A 25,498-nucleotide genomic window follows, 5' to 3' on the forward strand; every position below is an offset into this window, starting at 1 on the left:
ATGAAGGAATTCTATTGGTCTTATCAACAAAAAAAATTTCGAGGTATCAATTGGATACCAGAAAGATTCAATAAGGTAATGGTCATTGTTCACGGAATTGGAGAACATATAGAACGGTATGATCACGTTGCAACATTTTTTATGGAGCAAGGTTTTGCTGTTACTGGTATTGATCACTATGGTCATGGTAAAAGTGATGGACCACGAGGGGCTTCCAAAGGCTTTGAATTCATGTTTGATTATATCCAGGAATTTTTACTTCACGTTAAAAAAGAGTTCAATAAACAATTGGTTATGTATGGCCACAGCATGGGTGGTGGTGTATTAACCGGATTTCTGTTAAAACGTCAACCAGATTTAATGGCCGCTGTCATTTCAGCCCCAGCACTTATTATAGGGACACGTCCGGGACCATTTCTTAAAGGAATACTAAAAGTAATTACTTCAATTACACCAAATATCCGTATTCCCCAAGGACTTGACATCAATAAAATATCTCACGATAAGACAGTAGTGGAAAGATTCAGAAATGATCCTTTACGCCACGGGAAATTAAGCTTTAGGCTTGCGAATGATATGATCCAAAATGGTAGTTGGTGTCTAAAACATGCTAACGACTTACATGTCAAAACACTGTTAATCCACGGCAATGCTGATGAATTTACTTCAGTAGAAGGCTCCAGACAGTTTGCAGCATCGGCGCCAAAATCTTTACTTACCTTTAAGGAATGGGATAATTTGTATCATGAAATGCATAATGAACCTGAAAGTAAGGAAGTATTAAGTTACATTGCAACCTGGTTAAAACAACAGGATAATTAGATTCAATATTTTAGTTTATAAAAAATCTATTGCCATGAATTACAAAATGCTATTTTTAACAGGACTTATCATACTATCGAATGTTTATGTCTTTTCTCAGATAAAAAAAACCTTTACCTACAGCACAAAAGATACTCAGGTTTTAAAGTTAGACGTATACAGCAATCAGGATCTTCATGTAAAAAAAACATCGATAATATTTTTATTTGGTGGCGGATTTGTTAAAGGTAACAGAGATGACAGTTATTACCTTCCTTACTTTAAAAAGCTTGTAGAAAACAACTATAAAGTCATATCTATAGATTATAGATTAGGTTTAAAAGGAGAAAAATGGCCAACAGTTTTTAATACAAGCGTTCTAAAAAATGCTATATCTTATGCTGTAACAGACCTTTATGATGCTACGGCATACCTTATTGCAAATTCTGAAGAAATAGGAATTGACACATCTATGGTGCTACTTTCAGGTTCAAGTGCTGGTGCAGTAACCATATTGCAAGCTGATTGGGAAAAAAGAAACAACAATTCTATTACTAAACCGCTTCCCAATAACTTCCAATATAAAGGTGTGATTGCATTTGCAGGTTCAATTTTAAGTTATAATGGTAAACCTAAATATAAAGTTCCGCCAGCCCCTACTATGATGTTCCATGGAACTGATGACAAAGTTGTTGTTTATAACAAAATAAAACTATTTAACAGAGGAATGTTTGGTTCCAGATACCTGGCTAGCTATTTTAAAAAACAAAAATACCCTTACTATTTCCAATTTGTAAACAACAAAGGGCATGAAATTGCCGGTACACCTATGCACGATAACCGTAATGAGATTCTCTGGTTTATCCAAACTTATATTGAACAAAAAAAACCTTATCAAATGGAAGTCAACTTTAATGCCCTGAAACCTCACAAATAACCAGGGAAGATTTATATTTTCTTTCCACTGGTTATTCTTCCTATACCCAATATATTTCTTAAGTACCTAAATAAACCGCTCAAATAAATGACTTAAATCAAGCGAATTACAACCTTCTGTTTCATTCAATACAACAAATGAAGTTGCATTACTCACACAATGTAGATTAGTAAGCTTATTAACTAAGAGCCTATGATAATCATGTATATCTACTGCGACAATATGTATTAAAAAATCGAACATGCTATTTATTCGATAAAAATTATAGACTTCGGGTATACCTTTTATATATTTCAAAAAAGAACTTACAGTATGATGGTTATTATGCGTGAGATTAACCCCTGTAAAGCATTCTAGATTTCTATTGATCTTAGTCTTGTTTAGTAATGTAGTATATTGGTGGATGTAACCATCATTTTCAAGATGGTTAATTCTGGTTGTTACAGCGTTAGGTGATAGATGAATAATACGAGAGATTTGTTTGTCACTGATGCGAGCATTATTCTGTAATTGCGTTAATATATTAATATCTATTTTATCTAATTTGAGGGCCATATAATTTATTTATTTTGAGCGTAAGTTAAATGAAGTGTAGCGTAATAAAAACTATCTGCAGATACTTTGTTAATCCAGATTTCTTTTTACGAAACTCTCCTCTAAGACGACTTAAATAGGATGGTTGCAAACCTAGATTATTCGCAATATGCTTAATAGCAAAGTATTGCTCAATATCTGCTTCAAACAATATTAAGAACTCTCGGTATCGTTCTCTTGGTTTTATCTTCATCATATCCATTTTTCTGATTACCTCAAATTTATCAAGCACTAATATTTTGTTTGCAATTGTTGCTACTTCAGGGCATCTCTGAATTAAAGAGTCGTAATCATTTTTTGTAAAAGGTATGATGATTGATCCGGCTGAAAGTTCAAATCCAAATTCACTAATGGATTCATCAAAAAAACTACCTGACACGAATAAAAACCTACCTGGCTTACAAAAATCAATTGTCTGATCATGACCAACTCCATTCTCATCAGTTATTATCTTAAAATATCGTCCATAACCAGCCTGAAGCCAAAATGCTTCTCTACAAATTTCACCTTCATTAACAATCACCTCATTTTTAACTAACTCTCGAACTTGAAGCATTGGTGAAATTAATTCATAAATCTTTGGGTTAATATCTAAGTAGTTACCTAAATAAGCTAAAAAATCACCCACAACATTTTTACAATCCATACAATTTTTGTTGTTATTAAAATTATTTTTTCCATATAAACTACACATGTTTAAATAAAACACCCACACTTATTACGATTTAATTTAAAAATGCATATTGACAGCCGGCTAAAACTATACTAGCACAATCGGTGTTAATTCCTATATGGCGTTAATAGAATTTACCAGCAAAGGCATATATTGTAGAATAGGCAATTTCTATATTGACCCATGGCAGCCTGTAGATCTTGCTGTGACAACTCATGGGCATTCAGATCATGTTAAATGGGGCAATAAAGTATACCTCTGCCATGAGCTAACAAAACCTGTTCTTATCCAACGTTTAGGAGATTTAAATATAGAAACGCTTCCTTATCATAAAGAAATCAATATTAACGGTGTTAAATTGAGTCTAATTCCTGCTGGCCATGTAATTGGTTCAGCACAGATCAGAATTGAATACAAAGGGGAGATATGTGTAATTTCTGGCGATTACAAAGTAGAGGATGATGGAATTAGTACACCTTTTGAACCAGTTAAATGCCATACTTTTATATCTGAAAGCACGTTTGGACTACCTATATATAAATGGCAGAAACAAGATTTTATTTTTTCTCAAATTAAAGATTGGATTTCAATAAACCGTGATCAAAAAAAAACAACTATACTTATTGCTTACAGTTTAGGTAAAGCACAACGCTTAATAAAAGGACTTAATGGCTATGGCCAGATTTACGTACACAGTTCTATAGATAATCTGAATGAGGCATTTATTACATCTGGTGTCCCCCTGCCCCCAACTATCCGCATTAGCTCAGAAACAAATAAAGAATTATTACAAAATGGAATAGTGATCGTTCCACCTGCCATGGCTGAGGGACGATGGATAAAAAACCTAATCAATGCAGCTACTGGGATCTGTTCTGGCTGGATGCAAGTTAGAGCGAGTAGAAGATGGCATAATGCAGATGCAGGTTTTGCATTAAGCGATCATGCCGATTGGCCAGGCTTATTGTCGGCCATCAAAGCTACACAGGCAGAAAAAGTATTAGTAACCCATGGTTACACTGCTACGTTTAGTAAATATCTAAACGAAATAGGGATTACAGCTGAAGAGGTAAAAACACAATTTGGAGATCTGGATGAAAATGAAGATAAAATACACATTAAATGAAACGATTCACTGAACTTATCCAACAGCTGGAAATGAGCAATAAGAATAATGATAAAATACTAGCTCTTGTTAATTATTTTATTGAAGCTGATGATTTGGATAAATCTTATGTAATTGCAATGTTTACCGGGAAACGCCCTAAACGTACTGTAAGTACTAAATTAATAAAACAATGGGCAATCGAATTGAGCGGTATACCTGAATGGCTATTTTCAGAAAGTTATCATAATGTGGGCGACCTGAGTGAAACCATTGCATTAATATTACCTCCTCCAACAGACAACAGTAATCTTAAACTTCATGAATGGGTTAATGCTCTGGCAGCATTGAACGATAAAGGTGAAGCCTTTAAAAAACAGTTTATTATTAAATCCTGGAACAGCCTAAAAAGCCCTGAACGCTTCATTTTCAACAAATTGATCTCGGGCAACTTTAGAATTGGCGTATCTCATAAAATGCTTGTCAATGCGCTCGCAAAACAAAGCGGAATTGAAAGCAATAAAATCATGCATATCATTATGGGTAAATGGCTTCCATCAGAAATCACTTATGATGAATTACTAAAGGGTAAACATGTTAATACGAATAGTTCCTGGCCTTATCCCTTTTGCTTAGCTTATGCGCTCGAAATAGCCCCTACATCACTTGGTGAACCTAAAGAATGGCAGGCAGAATGGAAATGGGATGGTATAAGGGGACAAATAATAAAACGTCAAGGAGAACTCTTCATTTGGTCACGAGGGGAGGAACTGGTAACGGACCAATTTCCAGAATTACATTTCCTGTTGCATGAATTAGATGATGGGACTGTCCTTGATGGAGAAATCTTATCAGTAAAAGATGGAATTGTACAACCTTTTAACATACTTCAACAGCGACTCAATAGAAAAACAATAAACAAATCTCAGTTAAATGATGCTCCTATTGGTTTTTTCACCTATGATTTACTTGAATATGAAGGAAGAGACCTTCGTGATGAGTCATTATTTAAACGAAGAGAATTACTGGAAGTTGTGGTTACACAATTGAAAACACCTCACATTGTAATGCTATCTACTATTATCGCATTTAATGATTGGGACGGCCTGGCACAGATTCGACAGTCTTCACGTGACATCAACAGTGAGGGAATTATGTTAAAAAAACTAGACTCTTTATACCATACTGGAAGAAAACGGGGTGATTGGTGGAAATGGAAAGTCACCCCTTATACTATTGATACTGTTATGATTTATGCACAAAAAGGCAGTGGAAGAAGGGCTAATTTTTACACAGACTACACCTTTGCTGTGAAAGATGGTGATCATTTAATTACCATAGCCAAAGCCTATTCCGGATTAACAGATAAGGAAATAAAAGAAGTTAATTCATTTGTCCTTAAAAATGCCATTGAAAAATTTGGCCCGGTAAGAACAGTTAAACCGGAATTGGTATTCGAAATCGCTTTTGAAGGCATTGCCGAGAGCAAACGTCATAAGGCAGGATTAGCTCTAAGGTTCCCTCGAATTGTCAGATGGAGGAAAGACAAAAAAGCAGAAGATATCAACACTTTAGAAGATTTGAAACAATTACTGGTATCTACTCTATCCCACACTACAAATCAAATTTAATTCATGCAGCTAGAAAATAGTAAAGGATATAAACAAGTAATTAAATGGTTAAAATCTAGTAAAAAGAAACCATTTAAATTTCAAACAGATGCCTGGCAGTACTATGCGGAAGGATATTGTGGCCTTATCAATGCTCCTACTGGTTTTGGTAAAACCTTTTCTATTTTCTTAGCAGTTTTAATTGACGAACTAAATAAAAAAGTGGATCTGAAATCAACAATTCCAACAAGGAAAAAGAAGAGCAATCAAGGTCTAAAACTGATATGGATTACCCCTTTACGCTCATTAGCTAAAGACCTTGCACGTGCCATGAATGAAGTCTGTACAGAATTGGAATTAAATTGGATTGTAGGCATACGAAATGGTGACACATCACAAAGTGAAAAACTTAAGCAGAAAAAACAAATGCCGGAGGTATTGATTATTACCCCTGAAAGCATTCATCTATTGCTAGCTCAAAAAAACACTTTCAACTATTTTGATCAAATAGAATGCATTGTGGCTGATGAATGGCATGAACTTATAGGTAGTAAGCGAGGTGTGATGACTGAACTTGCCATCTCCAGAATAAAAAGCATCATCACCGAGAAGCATCCAGAACGATTACTAAGAATATGGGGTATTTCTGCCACCATTGGAAACATGGAACAAGCAATGGAAGTTTTAGTTCCATATCATGATGTACTAAAAACCATTGTGAAAGCCAACATTGAAAAGAAAATAGAAATCCATTCTATCTTGCCTGATCATATTGATATGTTACCATGGGCAGGACATTTGGGACACAAGCTGGCTCACAAACTTTTACCAGTTATCCATAAAAGTAAAACAACCCTCATTTTCACCAATACACGTGGACAAGCTGAATTATGGTATCAAACCTTACTTGGTCAAGACGAAAATCTTGCAGGCCAACTGGCTATTCATCATGGTTCTATCGATTATGAATTAAGAAACTGGATTGAAGATGCTATTCATACTGGATTGCTAAAAGCCGTTGTTTGTACCTCCTCGTTAGATTTGGGAGTAGATTTTAAACCTGTTGACACAGTTGTACAAATCGGATCGCCAAAAGGTGTAGCTCGTTTTTTACAACGTGCAGGTAGAAGTGGTCACTCTCCTTATGAGATTTCCAAAATATACTTTTTACCCACGCATGCACTTGAATTGGTTGAAGCAGCTGCGATTAAAGAGGCTGTAAGAACACAAGACATTGAAAGTAGAGACCCCATTGTGATGGCTTTTGATACTTTAATCCAATACCTGGTTACAATAGCTGTAGGTGATGGTTTTGATGATGAGAAGATATTCTTTGAAGTAAAACAGACCCATGCTTTTAAAGAATTATTACCTCAGGAATGGAAATGGGTAATGCAGTTTATTACTACTGGTGGTAGTAGTTTAACAGCCTATAATGAATTCAGTAAAGTCAGCAAAGACCCTGATGATGGACTTTGGAAAGTTAAAAATCGTCAAATTGCCATGCGCCATCGTCTGCATATCGGAACAATAGTAAGCGATGCAATGTTAAAAGTAAAATATCTAACCGGGGGATTTATTGGGATGATAGAAGAATCATTTATATCAAGGCTAAAACCTGGCAGCAGTTTTACACTTGCTGGTAGGGTACTTGAATTTGTAATGGTTAAAGAAATGATGGTTCTGGTTCGTAAAAGCAAATTAAAACAAGCAATCAGTCCAAGCTGGCTTGGCGGGCGCATGTCATTAACAGCAAACCTAGGTGCCTTACTTAGAAAAAAATATAATGAAACACTTAATAAAACACATGACGAAATAGAATTGGATTTTATCTTACCATTATTTGAACAACAGGAAAAGGTTTCTCATGTACCTAAAAGTGATGAATTTCTAATTGAGTTAATTAATACCAAAGATGGTCATCACCTTTTTGCTTATCCATTTGAAGGTAGACAGGTACATGAAATTATGGCAGCACTGATTGCTTACAGATTAAGTATGATAAAACCTATTACTTTTTCTATGGCCATGAATGATTATGGTTTTGAACTATTAAGCGAACACCCCATCCCTCTTGATGAGGATAACATCAAAGCATTGTTTACACCATTGAATCTAAGTGATGATATTGTAGCTAGTATTAATGCTACTGAAATGGCACGTCGTAAATTCAGAGACATTGCTTGCATTTCAGGTCTTGTTTTCCAGGGATATCCAGGAAAATATCTTGCGAATAAACACTTGCAGTCATCAGCTGCTTTATTTTTTAATGTTTTCAGTGATTATGATAAACACAATTTACTATTAAGACAGGCTTATGATGAAGCGTTTTACCAACAAATCGAAGAGCCGCGACTAGCTGCTGCTTTAAACCGTATACAATTCAGTAGAGTAATTATTGTAAAAACTGAACGTTATACCCCTTTATGTTTTCCAATTAAGGTCGATAGCTTACGAGACAATATGAGTTCCGAAGAATTGAGCCAGCGTATTGAAAGGATGACTGCTGAATCTGAAAAAGGACTGTCACCAACCCGACGTAAAAACAAACAAAGAAAATGAATATTAAATGCAGAGGCGAACAATTTATACTTAATAAGGAAAGAGCAATTTATTGGCATGCAAAACAAATGCTAATTGTCAGCGACTTGCATATCGGAAAATCTGCTTACTTCCGGAAGTCTGGAATTCAGGTACCAGGTACCGTAGGATTAACAGATTTACAGCGACTAACTTCATTAATGAAAGAGCTTGTTCCAGAAACTTTGCTTATTACAGGAGATATGTTTCATAATAATATCAACAGCGATGCAAATGCTTTTATGGAATGGAGAAGAAGTTACTCCAACTTAAATGTAATACTAGTAAAAGGGAACCATGATACCTTAAGACACGAGGATTACGAAGCTTTAAATATTGATTACTATACTAAGGAATTATGCTGTGCTCCTTTCCGGTTTATTCATGATATCCCTGCAGAGAATGATGACTTTTATAATATATCAGGTCATATTCATCCGGGTATAATATTATATGGTAAAGCAAAACAACAATTAAAGTTTCCTTGCTTTTATTTTGGTAAACATCAGGCAATACTACCTGCTTTTAGTGTTTTTACAGGATTAAAAATTATGAAACCACAAAAGGGAGATTTAATTTTTGCACTTACCCCCGGTAAAATTATGCAGGTTTAAAACCTGCTAAATCTATAAATCATACTGTTTCAATAACAGTTCTATTGCATTCTTATCAGTTTTAAAAGTTACATCATCTGTTTTAAGTTTATCCAATGAAATCCACCTGAAAGATTGTAATGCTCCTTCATCAAAATCAAAAGGTTCTGTCTTAAAATTAAGTATTAATGGATGTACTTCTTTTACCATGTAATAAATACTTAGTATCTGACTATCATTGAAAGAGGATTGCTCATAAAAATCTGTAGTATAAAGGTGTTCAAGTACTTCAATCTCTGCATTACATTCTTCAATAAATTCCCTTTTCAATGCTTCAATAAGACCTTCACCAAGCTCAAGACCACCACCAGGAAATTTACTAAACATACGCCCCCCCGACTGTTCGTCACTAACCAACACCTCGTTTTTATTGTTGATTAACAAACCGTACACCCTTACATTAAAATAGCTCATTATTAAGTTATAGTATATCAGAAATAGAGGTTAAGTAAATAAGAAAGGGGCATAAATCATCAGACTTACACCCCTTAAATTAACGCTCTCACTACAAAGGTAATAATCAATTCCATAAATCCACTATAATTTAACTCTAAAATTTCATATGGTCTGATAAAAATAATCAAACAATCTGATTTATTTTTGGTTTTATTTATAAAAAATAGAGCTATGGCAAAGTCAGCAAATAATAAAAAATCGATTGAAAATTTATTAAACAATAAGATTACCTCAATCAAAAATGAAATAGAAAAATTAGAAAAAGAATTACAGCAGGCTCAGGTAATCCTGGCAGACTATAATAAAAACAGAACTACTATTGAAACCATATTGGGATTACAGTCAGCGCCCGATATTGCTGGCTCACCAAAAAAGAGAATAAAGAAACAATAGAAGAGAACTCTCAACTATTGATCAAAATGTTTTTGATTTTTAGTAGCGTTTTCGATTGTCCACCTTATTTCTCCCCTGAATGGTTCTTGCCTTACAGGACATTCTTTCATTCTGCAATAATTACAGCAGGCAGGTAAACAAGGGTCAGCATGAATAAATAATTCAGTTTTACGATCCGCATTACCATTTATCATCCTGTCTATATCAGAAATCTCCTGATGCACACGGTTCAAGTCAAAATAATATGGCAAAGTAATATGACAATCGATATGCAAATCAGCACCATATTGTTGTGCCCTTAAGTTATGTACATCTATCCAGGGATCTTTCCTGTTTGATTGAAGGATGTCTATGATACTTTTTACCAGTTCTACATTACTTTCATCCATTAATCCCCCTACCGATCTTCTGGTTAATTTGTATCCATTATATATAATATACAATCCCAGCAAAATAGAGATAATACTATCTAGGACAAATATTCCAGTAATTTTAATCAATAAAACTCCCAAAACCAGTCCAGCACTGGTAATGGCATCTATAAGCAAATGTTTCCCATCTGCCTCAAGTGTAATTGATTTATGATTTTTCCCAGTCTTGATTAAATAATAACCTAATACAAGATTGGCCAATCCTGTGGCCCCAATAATAGTCGCACCTTCAAAAAGCTGACCAATTTGCTTTGGATAAACAATATCGTATCCAGACTTAAAAACAATAATAATTCCAGCAAGAGCAATCAGTATTCCCTCAATAAACGCAGAAAAAAACTCTACTTTACCATGTCCATAAGGGTGATTTGTGTCTTTTGGTAATGTAGCTAAATAAATGCTGTAAAAAGCAAAACTACTGGCTAGTACATTAACTATACTCTCTGCAGCATCAGTTAGAATAGCATTGGAATTGGTTATGAAATAGGCTACAAATTTGGCCAGCATAATCAATATGCTGAGGCACATTGCAATAAGTATGGCTTTTTTTTGAGGTTGCAAATCGCTGTGTTTTGCCGTCAAAAATACTGTTTACTTGTCAAAGTATGATAAAAAGTATTTTTTTATGGCTTATAATTCGGTTAGGTTTCTATATTTGCTATTTCACAAAACAATATTTGCTTGCGCATTAATCATTATGACATTTTTATCCAAAAGAATCAACAACCTATCTGAGTCACAAACCATTAAAATGGCGAAGTTAGGGAGAGAGCTATCTGCAAAAGGGATAGACGTTATTAACCTCAGCTTTGGGGAACCAGACTTTTTTACACCTGATTTTGTTAAGGAAGGCGCGAAGAAAGCTATTGACGACAACTTTTCTTACTATAGCCCAGTTTCAGGTTATCCTGAACTACGTAAAGCAATTGCAGAAAAGTTATTGAGAGAAAATGGATTGACTTACAGCTTCGACCAGATTGTCGTTTCTACAGGTGCAAAGCAATCATTGGCTAACGCTGTTATGTGCCTAGTTGATCCAGGAGATGAGGTAATCGTACCAACTCCTTATTGGGTCTCTTACTCAGAAATGATTAAACTTGGTGAAGGTGAAACTGTATTCATCAATGCAACAGTTGAAAATAACTTTAAAATAACTGGCGCAGAACTTGAAGCTGCAATTACGCCTAAAACTAAATTATTTATGTTCTCTTCTCCATGTAACCCTACGGGTTCTGTGTATAGCAAAGATGAACTTGCTGATTTAGTTGCTGTTTTTGAAAAGTACCCCAATATCTACATCATTTCTGATGAGATTTATGAGCACATTAACTTTGTTGGACAACATGCATCAATAGCCGAATTTGACTCTATTAAAGACAGGGTAATCCTGATCAATGGTTTCTCTAAATCATATGCTATGACAGGATGGAGATCAGGATACATGGCTGCTAATAAAGAAATCGCAAATGCTTGTGATAAATTACAAGGACAAATTACATCTGGTACTTGCTCTATTGCACAACGTGCATCCTTAGTAGCTTACCAAGGAGGTTTAGATTCTGTAAATGAAATGGTTGCTGAGTTCAAAAAACGCAGAGATATCGTTTATGCCTTATTATCAGAAATCCCTGGTGTAAATGTAAACTTACCAGATGGTGCGTTCTATTTCTTCCCTGAAATAAAATCTTACTTCGGTAAAAAGAATGGAGATGTTGTAATCAATTCAGCTGAAGATCTTTCTTTATACTTGTTAAATGAGGCACATGTATCGACTGTAACAGGTGAAGCTTTTGGAAATGCAGATTGTATCCGTCTCTCTTATGCAGCTTCTGAAGATCAATTAAGAAAAGCAGTATCAAGAATCAAGGATGCATTAGCTAAATTAAGCTAAGCATTTATATAAGAATATTAATTTCCAAAAAGGAGCCTGCATTTTAATTAATGATCAGGCTCCTTTTTATTTACTACCATAAAAACAAAAACTCATGGAAACTAACAGCAATACCAAAAGAGAAATTACCATGACAGAATTTTCAACCCCTTTAGGTCCTATGCTAGCTGGTGCCACAAATGAAGGTATATGCATGCTTGAGTTTACCAACCGTATCAAATTAGACAAAGAGATTAATGAACTGCAAAATCTACTAAATGCAATTCCTGTTGAAGGTCGCAATCAACATTTAGATCAACTTGAGATTGAACTTCAGGAATATTTCGAAGGAAAGAGAAAGACTTTCGAAGTTTCTATCCACACACCTGGAAACGATTTTGTCCAGTCAGTATGGAAAACACTTCAGGAAATCCCTTATGGCACTACCTGCTCCTACAAAGAGCAAGCCTATAAGATGAACAATCCAAAAGCCATCCGTGCTATAGCTACAACCAATGGTCGTAACAGACTCGCCATTATTATCCCATGCCACCGTGTTATTGGTAGCAATGGAAGCATGACTGGTTATGCAGGTGGAATTGACAAGAAAAAATGGCTTTTAAAATTTGAAAGAGAAAACTCTGAAATACCAGACGGCAATCTATTTAAGTAACACTGTACTATTAAATAAAAGTATCGGGTTTAGGCTGTACTGACATGTTAAAAAATAAGTACGCTGTGAGAAAGCATAAGAATTTTACGCTTCTTCTACGTAAAATGTTCCAGCTTTCGAGTAGTCATGCTTATTTTTTAAGAGGAAGACCCACCATTTACGAACGGATAGCTTCGACAGGATCTAGCTTCGATGCAGAGTATGCTGGCCAGAAACCCGATATTGTTCCAATTGCGAATGAGACTCCTACCCCTAGCAATATATTATTTAAGAAAAGAATCATAGTGAAACCCAATGCTCCTGTAATCAAAGTACCAATATATACCAGTAAAATTCCTAATCCACCGCCAAGTAAACATAAAGCAACAGCCTCGAATAAAAATTGTAAAAGAATAAAATAGTTTTTGGCACCTAAAGATTTCTGTATACCTATGATATTAGTGCGCTCTTTAACTGACACAAACATAATATTCGCAATTCCAAAACCACCTACCAAAATAGAAAACCCACCAATTACCCAGCCAGCAATATTTACAACACTAAACATCTGGTCGAGCTGATTAGAAGCAATGGTACTTTTATTTAATGCAAAATCATCTTCCACACCGGGTTTAATTTTATGTGCTGCACGCATTGCACCTCTTATTTCACTTTCTATTTCTTCTAAATCAATATTCTCTTTCCCCCTTACAGTAATGGTAGGATCATAACGTCCACTTTCTACATCAAATAAACCTTTTGCAAAATTTAAGGGAATTAGGACATTTTTATCTTGAGACATACCAAGCATATCATCGCCTTCTTTCTTAAAAACACCAACAACGGTCATCCTACGCCCCATTACTATAATTTTATTTCCAACAGCAGGTTCACCATTAAATAATCCATCTGCAATATCAGCACCTAGAATAATGACAGGAGAACCTGAATGCCCTTCATTTTCAGTAAAATATCGTCCCTCCTGAAAGTCTATTAACCATGTTTTATTAAAATCTTGAGAAGCGGCTTTTAGTCCTGCTCCCTCAACAGAATTACTACGATATTTTACGGTTCTGCTATCTGCATAAATCTCATATGACACTCCCTCGGCGTATTCCAGGCGCTCCTTTAGTGCGGCATAATCTCTTAATGAGGGTTCAGGTCTATTTACATATTTCCACCACGGATAACTACCAAAACCTCCCCAAGGCCATTTTTGTACAAAAATTGTTTTAGAACCTAATTTATCAATACTATCCTGAAGTTTACTTCTAAAAGTATCTGTTGCTGTAAAAACAAAAATAATTGCAAAAATTCCAATCGTGATTCCTAATAAGGAAAGCATAGTCCTCAGTTTGTTTTGCCGCAATGCATCTGCTGCGAACCGAAAACTCTCTCTTATTAGTCTGAAAATAATCATAATTATTGTTTAGATCAAAACTAGCCAAAAAGGTTACAGCAATCATAAATTATCATCTAAAAAAAATCAAAAGAAAATAATATTCAATTCAATTAGCACCTATAAAATAATTTTACATTATTAAGGATAATAATTTGTAAATTTGCGGCCTTAAATATTACATTAAAACATATGAAGTTATCTCAATTTAAGTTTAATTTACCTGAATCATTGCTTGCCAATAACCCTGCTGAACAAAGAGATGAAGCCCGTTTAATGGTTTTACACAAGGATAGTGGTAAAATTGAACATAAAATATTTAAAGATGTTTTAGAATATTTCGATGATCAGGATGTGATGATTCTGAACAACACTAAAGTTTTTCCAGCCCGTTTATACGGTAATAAAGAAAAAACGGGTGCTACTATTGAAGTTTTTCTATTAAGGGAGCTTAACAAAGAACTTCGCTTATGGGATGTTTTAGTGGATCCCGCACGTAAAATCCGTGTTGGAAATAAATTATATTTCGGCGACGATGATCTTTTAGTTGCAGAAGTGGTAGATAATACTACGTCCCGTGGTCGTACTATCCGTTTCTTATTTGATGGAACAGACGAAGAATTTAGAAAAAACATTGAAATTTTAGGTGAAACACCTTTACCAAAATATATCAAACGTAAAGCTACAGCTCAGGATAAAGAACGATACCAGACTATTTTCGCAAAACATGAAGGTGCTGTTGCTGCTCCTACCGCCGGTTTACACTTTAGCAGAGAGCTGATGAAACGTTTGGAATTAAAAGGCATCAACTTTGCAGAAGTCACTTTACACGTTGGCTTAGGTACCTTCAGATCTGTTGAAGTTGAGGATCTTACCAAACATAAAATGGACTCAGAGCAATTCATTATTGAAGAAAAAGATGCGAAAATTGTAAACCAGGCCATTGAGCGTAAAAAACGAGTTTGTGCTGTTGGTACAACATCAATGCGTGCTATAGAATCTGCAGTTTCTTCTGGGGGATTACTTAAACCAGCAAATGACTGGACCAGTAAGTTCATCTTCCCTCCTTACGATTTCAGTATTGCAAACTCAATGATTACCAACTTCCACACTCCAGAATCTACCTTGTTAATGATGGTAAGTGCATTTGGTGGTTACGATTACGTAAGACATGCTTATGATGTAGCTTTAAAAGAAAAATATCGTTTCTATAGCTATGGTGATGCAATGTTAATCATCTGATAAGACATATTTCTTAAAATATATTAATAGGAGATTTGAAACTATACGTTTTAAATCTCCTATTTTTGTTTAAAAACAATACATTATGAAACATTATGCGATTATAGTAGCCGGAGGATCTGGCAACAGAATGCAAAGCACTATACCCAAACAATTCTTATTATTAGATGGGAAACCAGTACTTATGCATACCATAACCGCGTTTAATGAATGTATATATAAACCGCAGATTTTATTGGTCCTGAATATTGATCAACACAAATACTGGGAAGAGCTGTGTTTAAAATATAACTTTCAAATCCCTCATCAGGTAATCAAAGGTGGCACACAAAGATATCATTCTGTAAAAAATGGATTAAAAGCAATTAAAGGGAAAGGAATTGTAGCTGTCCATGATGCTGTAAGGCCATTGATCTCTGCTAAATTGATCTCCCAATCCTATAAAGTAGCACAGGAAACAAGCAATTGCATTATTGGCATTACACCTACAGATTCAGTTAGAAGTGTGCAGGAAGACGGCAAAAGTGAGGCTTTAAGCAGAGAAAAGCTAGCCTTGATACAAACCCCTCAGACTTTTGAAGTAGAGATGCTTAAAAAAGCATACCAAATACCTTATAGAAACGAATTTACAGATGACGCTTCTGTAGCTGAATATGCCGGATATAAGATTAACTTAATAGCAGGCGAAAGAGAAAACATAAAGATCACATATCCCGAAGATTTAGAGATAGCATCAATATTTATCAAAAAAACAAAGAGACCAGTTAATCCCACATAGTTTAGACCAGTCTCTTTGCTTATAATATTAAGCGGCTCTATTTATTACTTTTAAAAGAATTGCAATAATAGCAATAACCAACAGAACATGGATTAAATTACCAACATTGGGTCCGAAACCCTGAAAGAAAAAGCCAATAATCCATAATATAATTAATACTACGGCAACGAGGTAAAGCAGATTTCCCATAACTTCTAGTTTTAATGATAAGTAAATGAACCTGATTGCGTTTAACAATCCATGACATTTCATAAACAATCATCGTTCCAAAAATAAAAAAGGCCCTTATGGGGCCTTCCTATTCGTTATTGATTAATATTCGTCTTCGTTGAAGAAGAAATCGTCCTTTGTTGGGTAATCTGGCCAAATTTCTTCAATGGTTTCATAAGGTTCACCATCGTCTTCTAATGCCTGTAAATTTTCGATCACCTCAACAGGGGCACCTGATCTTATACCATAATCAATCAATTCATCTTTTGTTGCAGGCCATGGAGCGTCTTCCAGATGCGATGCGAGTTCTAAAGTCCAATACATATTACTTATCCAATTAATTATTCAAATTTATTTTTTTGCAAAAATATAATAAAATCTATGAGTAAAACAAATCTATTTCATACTTTTTACAATCTCGGAATCCAGATATTTTCTTCCGTATTAGCATCTGAATTCAGTTTTCGTGCCAAAACAAACAAATAATCGCTTAATCGGTTCAAATAAATAGTCATTTTTTCGTCAACAAAGCTCTCTGAGGCCAGATGAACTGTTAAACGCTCTACCCTTCTACATATACATCTTGCTATGTGACAATACGATACTACCGTATTTCCTCCTGGAAGCACGAAATGCTTTAGCTCTGGCAAAATCTCATTCATATCGTCCATTTCTTTTTCCAAAATACTGATATCAGTGTCATGCAAGTCTGGAATCTTCATTCTGGATTTTTCAGGATCAGCAGCCAATGCCGCACCAACTGTAAAAAGACGATCTTGAATTTCCTTTAACATCTTCTGATGATGAACATCTATATCCTGACACATAATAAGTCCGATATATGAATTTAGTTCATCAATAGTCCCGTAACATTCTATTCTCAGGTGGAATTTAGGAACACGAGTTCCTCCAATTAAAGACGTAAGGCCTTTGTCGCCCGTTTTAGTATATATCTTCATAGCTTATTAGCCAATAGTCTCAAAATCATCACCCTTTTCTTCTAATTTAACGAGTCTGGGCGATACAGTTTTAATATCTGTATTTTGATAATCATTTTCAATCAGCCCATCACGCATCCTTACAATACGGTGAGCATGTTGTGCAATATCTTCTTCGTGAGTTACCAGTATAATTGTATTTCCTTTACTATGAATCTCTTCAAGCAAACCCATGATCTCAATTGAGGTTTTGGTATCCAGGTTTCCTGTAGGCTCATCAGCAAGTATAATGGAAGGATTATTGATTAATGCTCTTGCAACCGCAACACGTTGTCGCTGACCACCAGATAGTTCATTAGGTTTATGTGTTACCCTATTTCCCAATCCTACATTCTCCAGCGCCTTATGAGCACGCTCTTCCCGATCTTTTTTATGTATCCCAGCATATATCAAGGGCAAAGCGACATTATCTAACGAAGTAGAACGAGGTAATAAATTAAAAGTCTGGAAAACAAATCCGATTTCTTTATTTCTTACTTCTGCTAGTTCGTTATCTGACATGTGACTAACATTGATCCCATTCAAGACATAATCACCTTTACTAGGTGTATCCAAACAGCCTAAAATATTCATCAATGTAGACTTACCAGAGCCTGAAGGTCCCATGAGTGCTACAAATTCTCCTTTATGAATATCCAATGTAACTGATTTTAGTGCATGGATTACCTCAGCCCCTATTACATATTTACGACCAATTTCCTTAATATGTATTAATGCTTGATTTGCTGATGACATAGTCGAGGCTCTATCCATTACTTATCTTTTTGACATTAGATTTCACCAAAGGTGCTAATGTTACAGTCTATACTATTTTTCTATAATCTTTGGAACAAGAAAAAACTCCTCATTGTGACGTGCAGCATTCTTTAATCCATCCGTCACACTTAACTCCTGCTTTGCTATATCTTCACGCCAAACATTTTCTTCTGTATTCATATACACTAATGGCTCAACCCCTTTAGTATCCAATTCATTTAGTTTCTCCATAAAAGTAAGAATCTTGTTCATATCCGGTATCAGGGCATCAATTTCTTCTTCTTTTATAGCTATTCTTGCTAAATCTGCAACTTTATTTATCGTTTGCTTATCTATAATCATTTATCAATAAGTTTACTATTTATCAAGTCAAAAATACGGTCTTTTAAGTCATCTGAGTCATTTATTGTCAAATTACTCGTTAGAATCGGTTTGTGAATGTAAACATCGGCCCTACCTGGGCTTGAACCATGTTTTTTCCCATCATCCCACATACGTTTCCAAACATTTACAAAGCTTACTGCAACAATAGGAATTCCTTTTTCTATTGCTAATCTAAATGGTCCGTTTTTAAAAGGCATCAATTTTGGTGGATAATGATCGTCTGCTATACCACCCTCGGGAAAAATAATCAGGCTCATTCCATTTTCAAGATTATCACCTGCACGCTTAAACGCCCTGAAAGATGAAATTTTACTATGTCTGTTTACAGGAATATCAATCGTTCTAAAAAAAATCCCTAAAACAGGATTTTTCAACAATTCCTCCTTTCCCATAAAATGAAATCTTCCCTTAGCAAACATGCAGATCAACATAATATCGTGATTTGAAGTATGATTTGCACAATAAATATAAGTTTGCTTATCCGATAAGGGTTCTTCAAAATTAAACCGGGGCACAATACCAATAAAAAATGCACATAGATTACTTTTTAATTTCCTTAAGCGATTTAAAAGATCATAATTTTTAAGATTCCGGGCTGCCAAATAGTAAAAAGGATAAAAAAACAGCGAAAATACAAGTATGATAAATACAGAATAGATGCGATGTGCTTGCTTAAGAATACGAATCATTAATTTTTTAAATTAACCAAAATATGCAAATGCAAACTAAGAAGAATTCTACTTAGAATTACCATCTGAATAAAAAAAGAAATTATAAGCAGGCAGACTTAGGGTTTTTTATTAATTTCGGCATCTTGAATTCTTCCACTGTCTGAAAATCAAAATTCATAAGCAAAAGGAAGAATCATCACCTTTTAATATATAAATTAAGATGAAAGAAACGGTAGTTAGTGGTATTCGTCCAACAGGGAAATTACACTTGGGAAATTATTTTGGAGCAGTAACCAATTTCGTTAAAATGCAGTATGATTATAACTGCTTTTTCTTTATTGCCGATCTTCACTCTTTAACTACTCACCCTACCCCGCAAGACCTTCATAGTTATGTGAGACATGTGCTTGTTGAGTATCTTGCCTGTGGAATAAACCCTGAAGAAACTACTATCTACATTCAATCTGACGTTCCTGAAGTAGCAGAACTATATTTGTATTTAAACATGAATGCTTATATGGGAGAGTTGGAAAGAAGCACTTCATTTAAAGATAAAGTAAGATCTCAGCCTGATAACGTAAATGCGGGTTTATTAACCTACCCTACATTAATGGCAGCAGATATCCTTATCCATAAGGCAACAAAAGTTCCTGTAGGAAAAGATCAGGAACAACACCTTGAATTTACACGTACTTTTGGAAACCGTTTTAACAGGCTTTATCAAACTGAATATTTCCCAGAGTCTTTTGCATTTAACTATGCTCAAAACCTGGTTAAAGTACCGGGCCTTGACGGTAATGGTAAAATGAGCAAATCGAGTGGAGAAGGCAATTGCATTTATTTGTCAGACAGCCCTGAAGTAATTCGTAAAAAAGTATCGCGAGCAGTTACAGATGGCGGACCTACAGAAGAGAATCAGTCTAAGCCAGAAGCTATTCAGAATTTATTTGATCTGATGAAAATTGTTTCTACACCTGATACAATTGCTCATTTTGATGAATTATATAATAAAATGAATATTCGTTATGGAGACTTCAAAAAACAACTTGCAGAAGATATGATTGTGTTTAATACACCAATCAGAGAGCGTATTGAGGACCTTTCTAAAGACAGTTCTTTTTTACGTCAGGTTGCAAAACATGGTGCATTGAAAGCAAGAGAAAGTGCTCAAAGAACAATACGTGAGGTTAGAGAAATCATTGGTTTCAAATCATTTTAACATTTAGCGTAAATTCATTACCTTTCTTTTTTTCAAAAATTATATATGCATATAGCAATCGTTGGGAATATTGGTGCAGGTAAAACAACTTTAACAGGTTTACTTGCCAAAAATTATGGCTGGGAGGCCCTGTATGAGGCTGTAGATAATAATCCTTATCTTGAAGATTTTTATAGTGATATGAAACGCTGGAGTTTTAATCTTCAGATTTATTTCCTTAATAGTCGTTTTCAACAGATTGTAGATATTCAGAACTTTAACAGAAATGTGATTCAGGATAGAACAATATATGAAGATGCACATATTTTTGCAGACAATCTGCATGAGATGGGATTGATGACGACACGTGATCATCAAAACTATAAAGCTATTTTTGAAAACGTAACATCTTTTATTAAACCACCAGACTTATTGGTATACCTACGTGCTTCTGTCCCTACATTGGTAAACAATATTCAACGTCGTGGACGCGAATATGAAACCAGTATCCGCATTGATTATTTATCGAAACTAAATGAGAAATACGAAACATGGATTAAAGGTTATGATCTTGGTAAGCTTCTCATACTAGATAAAGATAAACTTGATTTCACAAATAATCCTGAAGATTTGGGAACAATTATTCAATCGATAGAAGCAGAGATTAACGGATTATTTTAGATGAAAGTACTTGGCATTATACCAGCACGATATGCTTCGACCCGTTTTCCGGGAAAGCCTTTAATAGATATCCAGGGTAAGAGTATGATTCAGCGGGTTTATGAACAAGCTTTAAAAACCGACACACTTCACAAAGTAGTTATTGCTACAGATGATAATCGCATCGCTGAAGCTGCACGTGATTTTGATGGTGAATTTGTAATGACAGGCTCTACACATCAAAGTGGAACTGATCGTTGTGCCGAAGTTTCAAAGCAACTTTCGGAATTTGATATAGTTATTAATATACAAGGTGACGAACCCTTTATCAATCCAAAACAAATTGATTTGCTTGTTTCTTGTTTTAATCAACCAAATGTACAGCTGGCAACATTAATCAAAGAAATCAATACTGAAGAAGAACTATTCAATAACAACATTCCAAAAGTTGTAATTAATAGTAAACAAGAAGCTATATACTTTAGTAGACATACTATTCCTTATATCAGAAATGCTGATAAAGAGCAATGGTTAATCAAGCATCAATTCTATAAACATATTGGGATTTATGGTTATACTACCGAAGTTTTACATGAGATAACTAAACTTCAGCCTTCATCATTAGAAATTGCAGAAAGTCTGGAACAATTACGCTGGATAGAAAATGGATATACAATCCAAACCCGTGTTACCAATCTGGAAACTATTGCTATAGATACTCCAGAAGATCTAAATAAAATCATAAGCTGATAATTTCTTATATTGGCTGTAATATGAAAAACTATCTTATACTTCTCCTGCTGCTATTTTGTTTTCTTTTCGCTTGTAAATCAAGCAATAAGGAATTAAAAGGGAATATTAAAAATCATATAGTTTTAAAGCCCTTTAGTGATTCTATTCAGGTTGACACATTCAAGGTGGTACTTAAAGGTGCTGCTTTAAAAGATATGACCATTAATTTCAGTATCACGGCTTATACAGGGAATGTAATCTATAATAAAGAATTTAAAGCTACTGATCTGATTGAGAATTACAAAGCTAGTATTGATTTAAAAAAAGAACGCAGTCAGATAGATTTTATACATAGTGAGTATAAGCTATTTTTGGACGATGAAAACTTTTTGGAACCTGCAGTAACTGAAAATGAAAACCCAGATCAGTACACTCCTGACAAAAATTTTTATAACGAGCTCAAACAATCATCCTTAAATGGATTCAAATATCGTACAGATAAAGAGAATAATGTATATATCGCATGGTCTGAAAAAGAAAAAAAGGTAAAGCCTTATTACAATTGTTGTAAATAATCGCCTTTAATTATATTGTTAAAAAATGCCTCTATTGATAGCTAGACGTATGCGTGATGCTAAATGAGCAATATTTTGTATACCTCATCAAAAAAAAATAAAAATAAAATTATGATACTTATAAATTTTATATTATGTTTATATAATCAAATAAGCCAATAAACTGTTTGATTATATAAACACCAGCATATTCTAACCAAATATACTTTTACAAAAAGGCTCGAAAATTTTCGGGCCTTTTTTTATTATACGCCTTTTCCATAATTAACGTTTAAAAAGTAATATTATTTCCAAAAGTTGATACGAAAAAAGAAATAGTTCTTAGCTTTAAGAATCGCGCTAGCTCATTACCTGGTAATATATGCTCAAAAATAGTTTCATTGTTATTATCCTCTTTTTATTTCATGTTTTTGCAGCCTTTGCGCAAAAAGCACAAATAAAGGGCGTAGTCACTGATTCTGTTGAAAAAAGGAAACTAATAAACAGCAGTATCCTTCTGATTAGAAATTCGGATTCAACACTTGCAAGAGCAACCAGAGCAGATCAGCAAGGTATTTTCAATCTGACAAATCTTAAAAAAGGCGATTACAAAATATTGATTTCCTATCCTAAAATGGGTGATTATATTCAGAACCTAAGATTAAGTGATACTTCAAAGATTGATCTGGGCAACATTAAAATGGATCTGAAATCTAAACTCCTCCACGAAATTATTATACAAGCTAAAAGTGCAGTACGCATTAAAGGAGATACTGTCTTTTTTCAGGCTGATAGTTTTGCTGTGCGCAGTAATGCTAATGTTCAGGAATTATTAAAAAGGTTGCCCGGAATTGAAGTGGATAAAAACGGGACTATAAAAGCCGAGGGAAAATTAGTAAAAACGGTTTTAGTTGATGGAGATGAGTTTTTTGGAGACGACCCCCTACTGGCCACAAGATATCTTAAAGCTAATGCTGTTGAAGAAATACAGGTGTTTGATAAAAAGAGTAAAAGTGCTGAATTAACAGGGATTGATGATGGTATTAAAAATAAGACTATCAATATCAAATTAAAAGAAAATGCAAAAAACGGCTACCTTTCCACTCTCGATTTTAACACCAATGCTATTGATCTTGGTGATTATGGAGGTATGGTTGGGATATTTAAAAATAAACTCAAAGCAGCTGCATTCGGCACCTATTCCAATCTGAATAATGAATCAAAAATCAACACCTCCATGCGAAAATTAAAAGGAGAAGAATATGATTTGATTGAAGTTGGTGATGATGGTAGTTCTATTATGTATGTTTCTGATGCAGATGATGAAGATTACATTGCAGCATCAGGCGGTTTACCTAATAATTTAAGTTTAGGAGCGTATTATGCAGATAAGTTTAAGGATAATAAAATGGGTGTCAAACTCAATTTCAAGAGTTTTAATAATCAAAACATAAATATAACAACTGCTAATTCCGAAGAACTGCTACCTAACGAAAAAACATATACGAATGCTGGTAAGACAGACAATATTGTAAACGTATCAGGAGAATCGTTAAGAGGCACATATACTTATAATACAGGTCCTGGCTCTACTTTAAAGCTTTCATTTGGTTTGAATAAGAGTCGTAACAGGAACAATTCCAGTAGTATAAGTGATACAAAAGGCAACAACGGCTTTCTTATCAGCGAGAACTCTCAGCAAAACAATGGAAATGGTCACAATGAAACCTACAATGGAAATATTAACTGGTCCAAAAGATTTAAAAAAAGAGGACGTACTTTATCTATAGATCTTCAACCAGAAAGTCAGAGAAGCAGTAGTATAGAAAACAGCTTAAACAAAACCTCTTATTTTAACAGTACTGGAATATTTGATAAATCTGAAAAGATCGATCTTAAAAAGAAGAACTCCGGGACACAAAGCTCTATAGCCACCAGAATTAATTATACCAATCCAATATCTAAAAACTGGACATTAGAAGCTGGATATAGCTTTAAAACCATTTCTTCAGGAAGTAACAGGCTTGTTTTTGATAACATCAGACAGGATGCTCAAAAAATAGATTCTTTAAGTAACAACTTTAAATTCATTAATTTTTCGAATGTAGGTAAGATGATATTGCAATATAATAATGAACATTTTTCAATATCCAGTGGACTTGAAGCCACACAAACTACCTTTGAATTAAATGATCTTGATAAACATACTGATTTTAATAGAAATTACCTTAACTTATCTCCACGCACAAATATCTTCTATAAGGTAAACAACTCTACTACATTATCTGTAAATTATAATGGTTATATGCAACAACCCAGCATCGACCAATTACAACCTGTACGTCAAATCAACACACCTCTTTATCAAGTAATTGGAAACTCATCCCTAAGGCCATCTTTCTCTAATAATTTTGGTATTTCCTATAATAGCTTTCAATATAAATCTGATCAGTACATCTCGGCAAATTTCAATTATGGTTTTACCAATAACGCCATAGTAAGTACCGAACTCGTTGATGAATTCAATAAAAGAATCACCAGCTTTATCAATAGTAATGGGAATAACTCTTTAAGTGGAAATGTCAGCTATTCTAAAGGTATTTCAAAACTTCATATCCGTATGGGCATAGATCTGGGATTCAATAGATCTAAAACTATCGCTTTAATTAATGCTACACAAAATAAAGCTGCAAACATGCAGTACAATTTGAGAGGTTCATTTAATTATTATACAAAAAAAATAGAATTCAATTATATCCCTTCAGCAACATTAATGACAGGAAAATCATCTATTGGTGAGATCAATGACGGCAGAAGTGTTACTCATAATCACGAAATTTCCGGCACAGTTCAACTCCCTTTTAAATCAGAATTTAACACTTCATTTTCTCTTTCATTCAGGCCTGCAAATGCGTCATTTGGACAAGATCTGAACACTGCAATATGGAATAGCTATTTGGCGACCAGACTTCTTAGAAATGAAACACTAGAACTTAAAGTCTCAGTCACAGATATATTGAACCAAAAAATAGGCTACAACAGATATGTAGGAGGAAACTATAAAAGTGAAGATACTTTTAGCTATATCCCACGTTATGTATTAATAGGTTTAAACTGGAATTTTAGTGGTAATTTTATTAAAAAACAATAATACTTAAATA

General features: G+C 34.3%; 27 protein-coding genes. 16 read left to right on the forward strand and 11 right to left on the reverse strand.

Annotation, left to right across the window (positions count from 1 at the left end):
• Together ABDJ41_RS17220 and ABDJ41_RS17225 are read left to right on the forward strand one after the other, a co-directional pair.
• Window positions 1-822 (forward strand): alpha/beta hydrolase, encoded by an 822-nt coding sequence (locus tag ABDJ41_RS17220; RefSeq protein WP_349787320.1) that lies wholly within the window; start codon window positions 1-3, stop codon window positions 820-822.
• A 34-nt stretch (window positions 823-856) separates the two neighbouring features.
• Complete coding sequence (locus ABDJ41_RS17225; protein WP_349787321.1) at window positions 857-1,738, forward strand: alpha/beta hydrolase; 882 nt, start codon at window positions 857-859, stop codon at window positions 1,736-1,738.
• A gap of 66 nt (window positions 1,739-1,804) precedes the next feature.
• Here the strand turns inward: ABDJ41_RS17225 and ABDJ41_RS23010 are convergent, their stop codons facing one another.
• Together ABDJ41_RS23010 and ABDJ41_RS17230 are read right to left on the reverse strand one after the other, a co-directional pair.
• Entirely contained in the window at window positions 1,805-2,293 is a 489-nt protein-coding gene (locus ABDJ41_RS23010) for an Lrp/AsnC family transcriptional regulator (RefSeq protein WP_502930343.1), read from the reverse strand.
• Window positions 2,294-2,318: 25 nt separating this feature from the next.
• Window positions 2,319-3,026 carry a Crp/Fnr family transcriptional regulator gene (locus ABDJ41_RS17230; RefSeq protein WP_349787322.1) on the reverse strand — a complete coding sequence of 236 codons (708 nt, stop codon included), beginning with the start codon at window positions 3,024-3,026 and terminating at the stop codon, window positions 2,319-2,321.
• Between the two features lie 97 nt (window positions 3,027-3,123).
• Between ABDJ41_RS17230 and ABDJ41_RS17235 the strand changes: the two genes are divergently transcribed.
• Genes ABDJ41_RS17235 through pdeM form a run of 4 tightly spaced genes read left to right on the forward strand, consistent with a single transcriptional unit; the run spans window position 3,124 to window position 8,914 of the window.
• Entirely contained in the window at window positions 3,124-4,131 is a 1,008-nt protein-coding gene (locus ABDJ41_RS17235; RefSeq protein ID WP_349787323.1) for a ligase-associated DNA damage response exonuclease, read from the forward strand.
• Window positions 4,128-5,741 (forward strand): ATP-dependent DNA ligase, encoded by a 1,614-nt coding sequence (locus ABDJ41_RS17240; protein ID WP_349787324.1) that lies wholly within the window; start codon window positions 4,128-4,130, stop codon window positions 5,739-5,741. The genes ABDJ41_RS17235 and ABDJ41_RS17240 overlap by 4 nt, the downstream gene beginning before the upstream one ends.
• A 3-nt stretch (window positions 5,742-5,744) precedes the next feature.
• The gene (locus ABDJ41_RS17245; RefSeq protein WP_349787325.1) at window positions 5,745-8,282 is read left to right on the forward strand and encodes a ligase-associated DNA damage response DEXH box helicase; all 2,538 of its coding nucleotides are present in this window, start codon (window positions 5,745-5,747) and stop codon (window positions 8,280-8,282) included.
• Window positions 8,279-8,914 (forward strand): ligase-associated DNA damage response endonuclease PdeM, encoded by a 636-nt coding sequence (gene pdeM / locus ABDJ41_RS17250; protein ID WP_349787326.1) that lies wholly within the window; start codon window positions 8,279-8,281, stop codon window positions 8,912-8,914. Before ABDJ41_RS17245 ends, pdeM begins: the two co-directional genes overlap by 4 nt.
• Window positions 8,915-8,926: 12 nt before the next feature.
• Here pdeM and ABDJ41_RS17255 read toward each other — a convergent pair whose 3' ends face one another.
• On the reverse strand, window positions 8,927-9,367 hold the full coding sequence (locus ABDJ41_RS17255) for an NUDIX domain-containing protein (protein WP_349787327.1): 441 nt from the start codon (window positions 9,365-9,367) through the stop codon (window positions 8,927-8,929).
• Window positions 9,368-9,580: 213 nt separating this feature from the next.
• Between ABDJ41_RS17255 and ABDJ41_RS17260 the strand changes: the two genes are divergently transcribed.
• On the forward strand, window positions 9,581-9,802 hold the full coding sequence (locus tag ABDJ41_RS17260; RefSeq protein WP_349787328.1) for a hypothetical protein: 222 nt from the start codon (window positions 9,581-9,583) through the stop codon (window positions 9,800-9,802).
• A gap of 14 nt (window positions 9,803-9,816) precedes the next feature.
• Here the strand turns inward: ABDJ41_RS17260 and ABDJ41_RS17265 are convergent, their stop codons facing one another.
• Window positions 9,817-10,794, reverse strand: coding sequence for a cation diffusion facilitator family transporter (locus ABDJ41_RS17265; protein ID WP_349787329.1), 978 nt, complete (start codon window positions 10,792-10,794; stop codon window positions 9,817-9,819).
• 136 nt (window positions 10,795-10,930) lie between these two features.
• Here ABDJ41_RS17265 and ABDJ41_RS17270 point away from each other — a divergent pair, with 136 nt between their 5' ends.
• Window positions 10,931-12,124, forward strand: coding sequence for a pyridoxal phosphate-dependent aminotransferase (locus tag ABDJ41_RS17270; RefSeq protein ID WP_349787330.1), 1,194 nt, complete (start codon window positions 10,931-10,933; stop codon window positions 12,122-12,124).
• A gap of 94 nt (window positions 12,125-12,218) precedes the next feature.
• Window positions 12,219-12,776, forward strand: a complete 558-nt coding sequence (locus ABDJ41_RS17275; protein ID WP_349787331.1) for a methylated-DNA--[protein]-cysteine S-methyltransferase — start codon at window positions 12,219-12,221, stop codon at window positions 12,774-12,776.
• Between the two features lie 157 nt (window positions 12,777-12,933).
• Here ABDJ41_RS17275 and ABDJ41_RS17280 read toward each other — a convergent pair whose 3' ends face one another.
• Window positions 12,934-14,175 carry an ABC transporter permease gene (locus tag ABDJ41_RS17280; RefSeq protein WP_349787332.1) on the reverse strand — a complete coding sequence of 414 codons (1,242 nt, stop codon included), beginning with the start codon at window positions 14,173-14,175 and terminating at the stop codon, window positions 12,934-12,936.
• 171 nt (window positions 14,176-14,346) lie between these two features.
• Here ABDJ41_RS17280 and queA point away from each other — a divergent pair, with 171 nt between their 5' ends.
• Both queA and ABDJ41_RS17290 read left to right on the forward strand, forming a co-directional pair.
• Entirely contained in the window at window positions 14,347-15,396 is a 1,050-nt protein-coding gene (gene queA / locus ABDJ41_RS17285; protein ID WP_349787333.1) for a tRNA preQ1(34) S-adenosylmethionine ribosyltransferase-isomerase QueA, read from the forward strand.
• Between the two features lie 85 nt (window positions 15,397-15,481).
• Window positions 15,482-16,174 carry a 2-C-methyl-D-erythritol 4-phosphate cytidylyltransferase gene (locus ABDJ41_RS17290; protein WP_349787334.1) on the forward strand — a complete coding sequence of 231 codons (693 nt, stop codon included), beginning with the start codon at window positions 15,482-15,484 and terminating at the stop codon, window positions 16,172-16,174.
• Window positions 16,175-16,201: 27 nt separating this feature from the next.
• Here ABDJ41_RS17290 and ABDJ41_RS17295 read toward each other — a convergent pair whose 3' ends face one another.
• The 6 genes from ABDJ41_RS17295 to ABDJ41_RS17320 form a co-directional block, all read right to left on the reverse strand.
• The gene (locus ABDJ41_RS17295) at window positions 16,202-16,363 is read right to left on the reverse strand and encodes a lmo0937 family membrane protein (RefSeq protein WP_349787335.1); all 162 of its coding nucleotides are present in this window, start codon (window positions 16,361-16,363) and stop codon (window positions 16,202-16,204) included.
• A gap of 123 nt (window positions 16,364-16,486) precedes the next feature.
• Window positions 16,487-16,708: a DUF2795 domain-containing protein gene (locus ABDJ41_RS17300; protein WP_008240955.1), complete on the reverse strand. Its 222-nt coding sequence runs from the start codon at window positions 16,706-16,708 to the stop codon at window positions 16,487-16,489.
• An 86-nt stretch (window positions 16,709-16,794) separates the two neighbouring features.
• A complete protein-coding gene (locus ABDJ41_RS17305; RefSeq protein WP_349787336.1) occupies window positions 16,795-17,343 on the reverse strand; it encodes a cob(I)yrinic acid a,c-diamide adenosyltransferase in 549 nt (182 codons plus the stop codon).
• A gap of 6 nt (window positions 17,344-17,349) precedes the next feature.
• Window positions 17,350-18,135, reverse strand: coding sequence for an ABC transporter ATP-binding protein (locus ABDJ41_RS17310; RefSeq protein WP_349787337.1), 786 nt, complete (start codon window positions 18,133-18,135; stop codon window positions 17,350-17,352).
• Window positions 18,136-18,189: 54 nt separating this feature from the next.
• Window positions 18,190-18,480 (reverse strand): Asp-tRNA(Asn)/Glu-tRNA(Gln) amidotransferase subunit GatC, encoded by a 291-nt coding sequence (gene gatC / locus ABDJ41_RS17315; RefSeq protein ID WP_349787338.1) that lies wholly within the window; start codon window positions 18,478-18,480, stop codon window positions 18,190-18,192.
• On the reverse strand, window positions 18,477-19,211 hold the full coding sequence (locus tag ABDJ41_RS17320) for a lysophospholipid acyltransferase family protein (RefSeq protein ID WP_349787339.1): 735 nt from the start codon (window positions 19,209-19,211) through the stop codon (window positions 18,477-18,479). Before ABDJ41_RS17320 ends, gatC begins: the two co-directional genes overlap by 4 nt.
• A 202-nt stretch (window positions 19,212-19,413) precedes the next feature.
• On the opposite strand from ABDJ41_RS17320, the gene trpS reads away from it, so the two are divergent.
• The 5 genes from trpS (at window position 19,414) to ABDJ41_RS17345 (ending at window position 25,488) form a co-directional block, all read left to right on the forward strand.
• Window positions 19,414-20,412: a tryptophan--tRNA ligase gene (trpS, locus tag ABDJ41_RS17325; RefSeq protein WP_349787340.1), complete on the forward strand. Its 999-nt coding sequence runs from the start codon at window positions 19,414-19,416 to the stop codon at window positions 20,410-20,412.
• A gap of 45 nt (window positions 20,413-20,457) precedes the next feature.
• On the forward strand, window positions 20,458-21,072 hold the full coding sequence (locus ABDJ41_RS17330) for a deoxynucleoside kinase (protein WP_349787341.1): 615 nt from the start codon (window positions 20,458-20,460) through the stop codon (window positions 21,070-21,072).
• Complete coding sequence (gene kdsB, locus ABDJ41_RS17335) at window positions 21,073-21,801, forward strand: 3-deoxy-manno-octulosonate cytidylyltransferase (protein WP_349787342.1); 729 nt, start codon at window positions 21,073-21,075, stop codon at window positions 21,799-21,801.
• A 23-nt stretch (window positions 21,802-21,824) separates the two neighbouring features.
• Window positions 21,825-22,358 (forward strand): hypothetical protein, encoded by a 534-nt coding sequence (locus ABDJ41_RS17340; protein WP_349787343.1) that lies wholly within the window; start codon window positions 21,825-21,827, stop codon window positions 22,356-22,358.
• A 361-nt stretch (window positions 22,359-22,719) separates the two neighbouring features.
• A complete protein-coding gene (locus tag ABDJ41_RS17345) occupies window positions 22,720-25,488 on the forward strand; it encodes an outer membrane beta-barrel protein (protein WP_349787344.1) in 2,769 nt (922 codons plus the stop codon).
• The last annotated feature ends 10 nt before the right edge of the window (window positions 25,489-25,498 follow it).

This window comes from Pedobacter sp. ASV1-7, assembly GCF_040203335.1.
Lineage (GTDB): Bacteria > Bacteroidota > Bacteroidia > Sphingobacteriales > Sphingobacteriaceae > Pedobacter.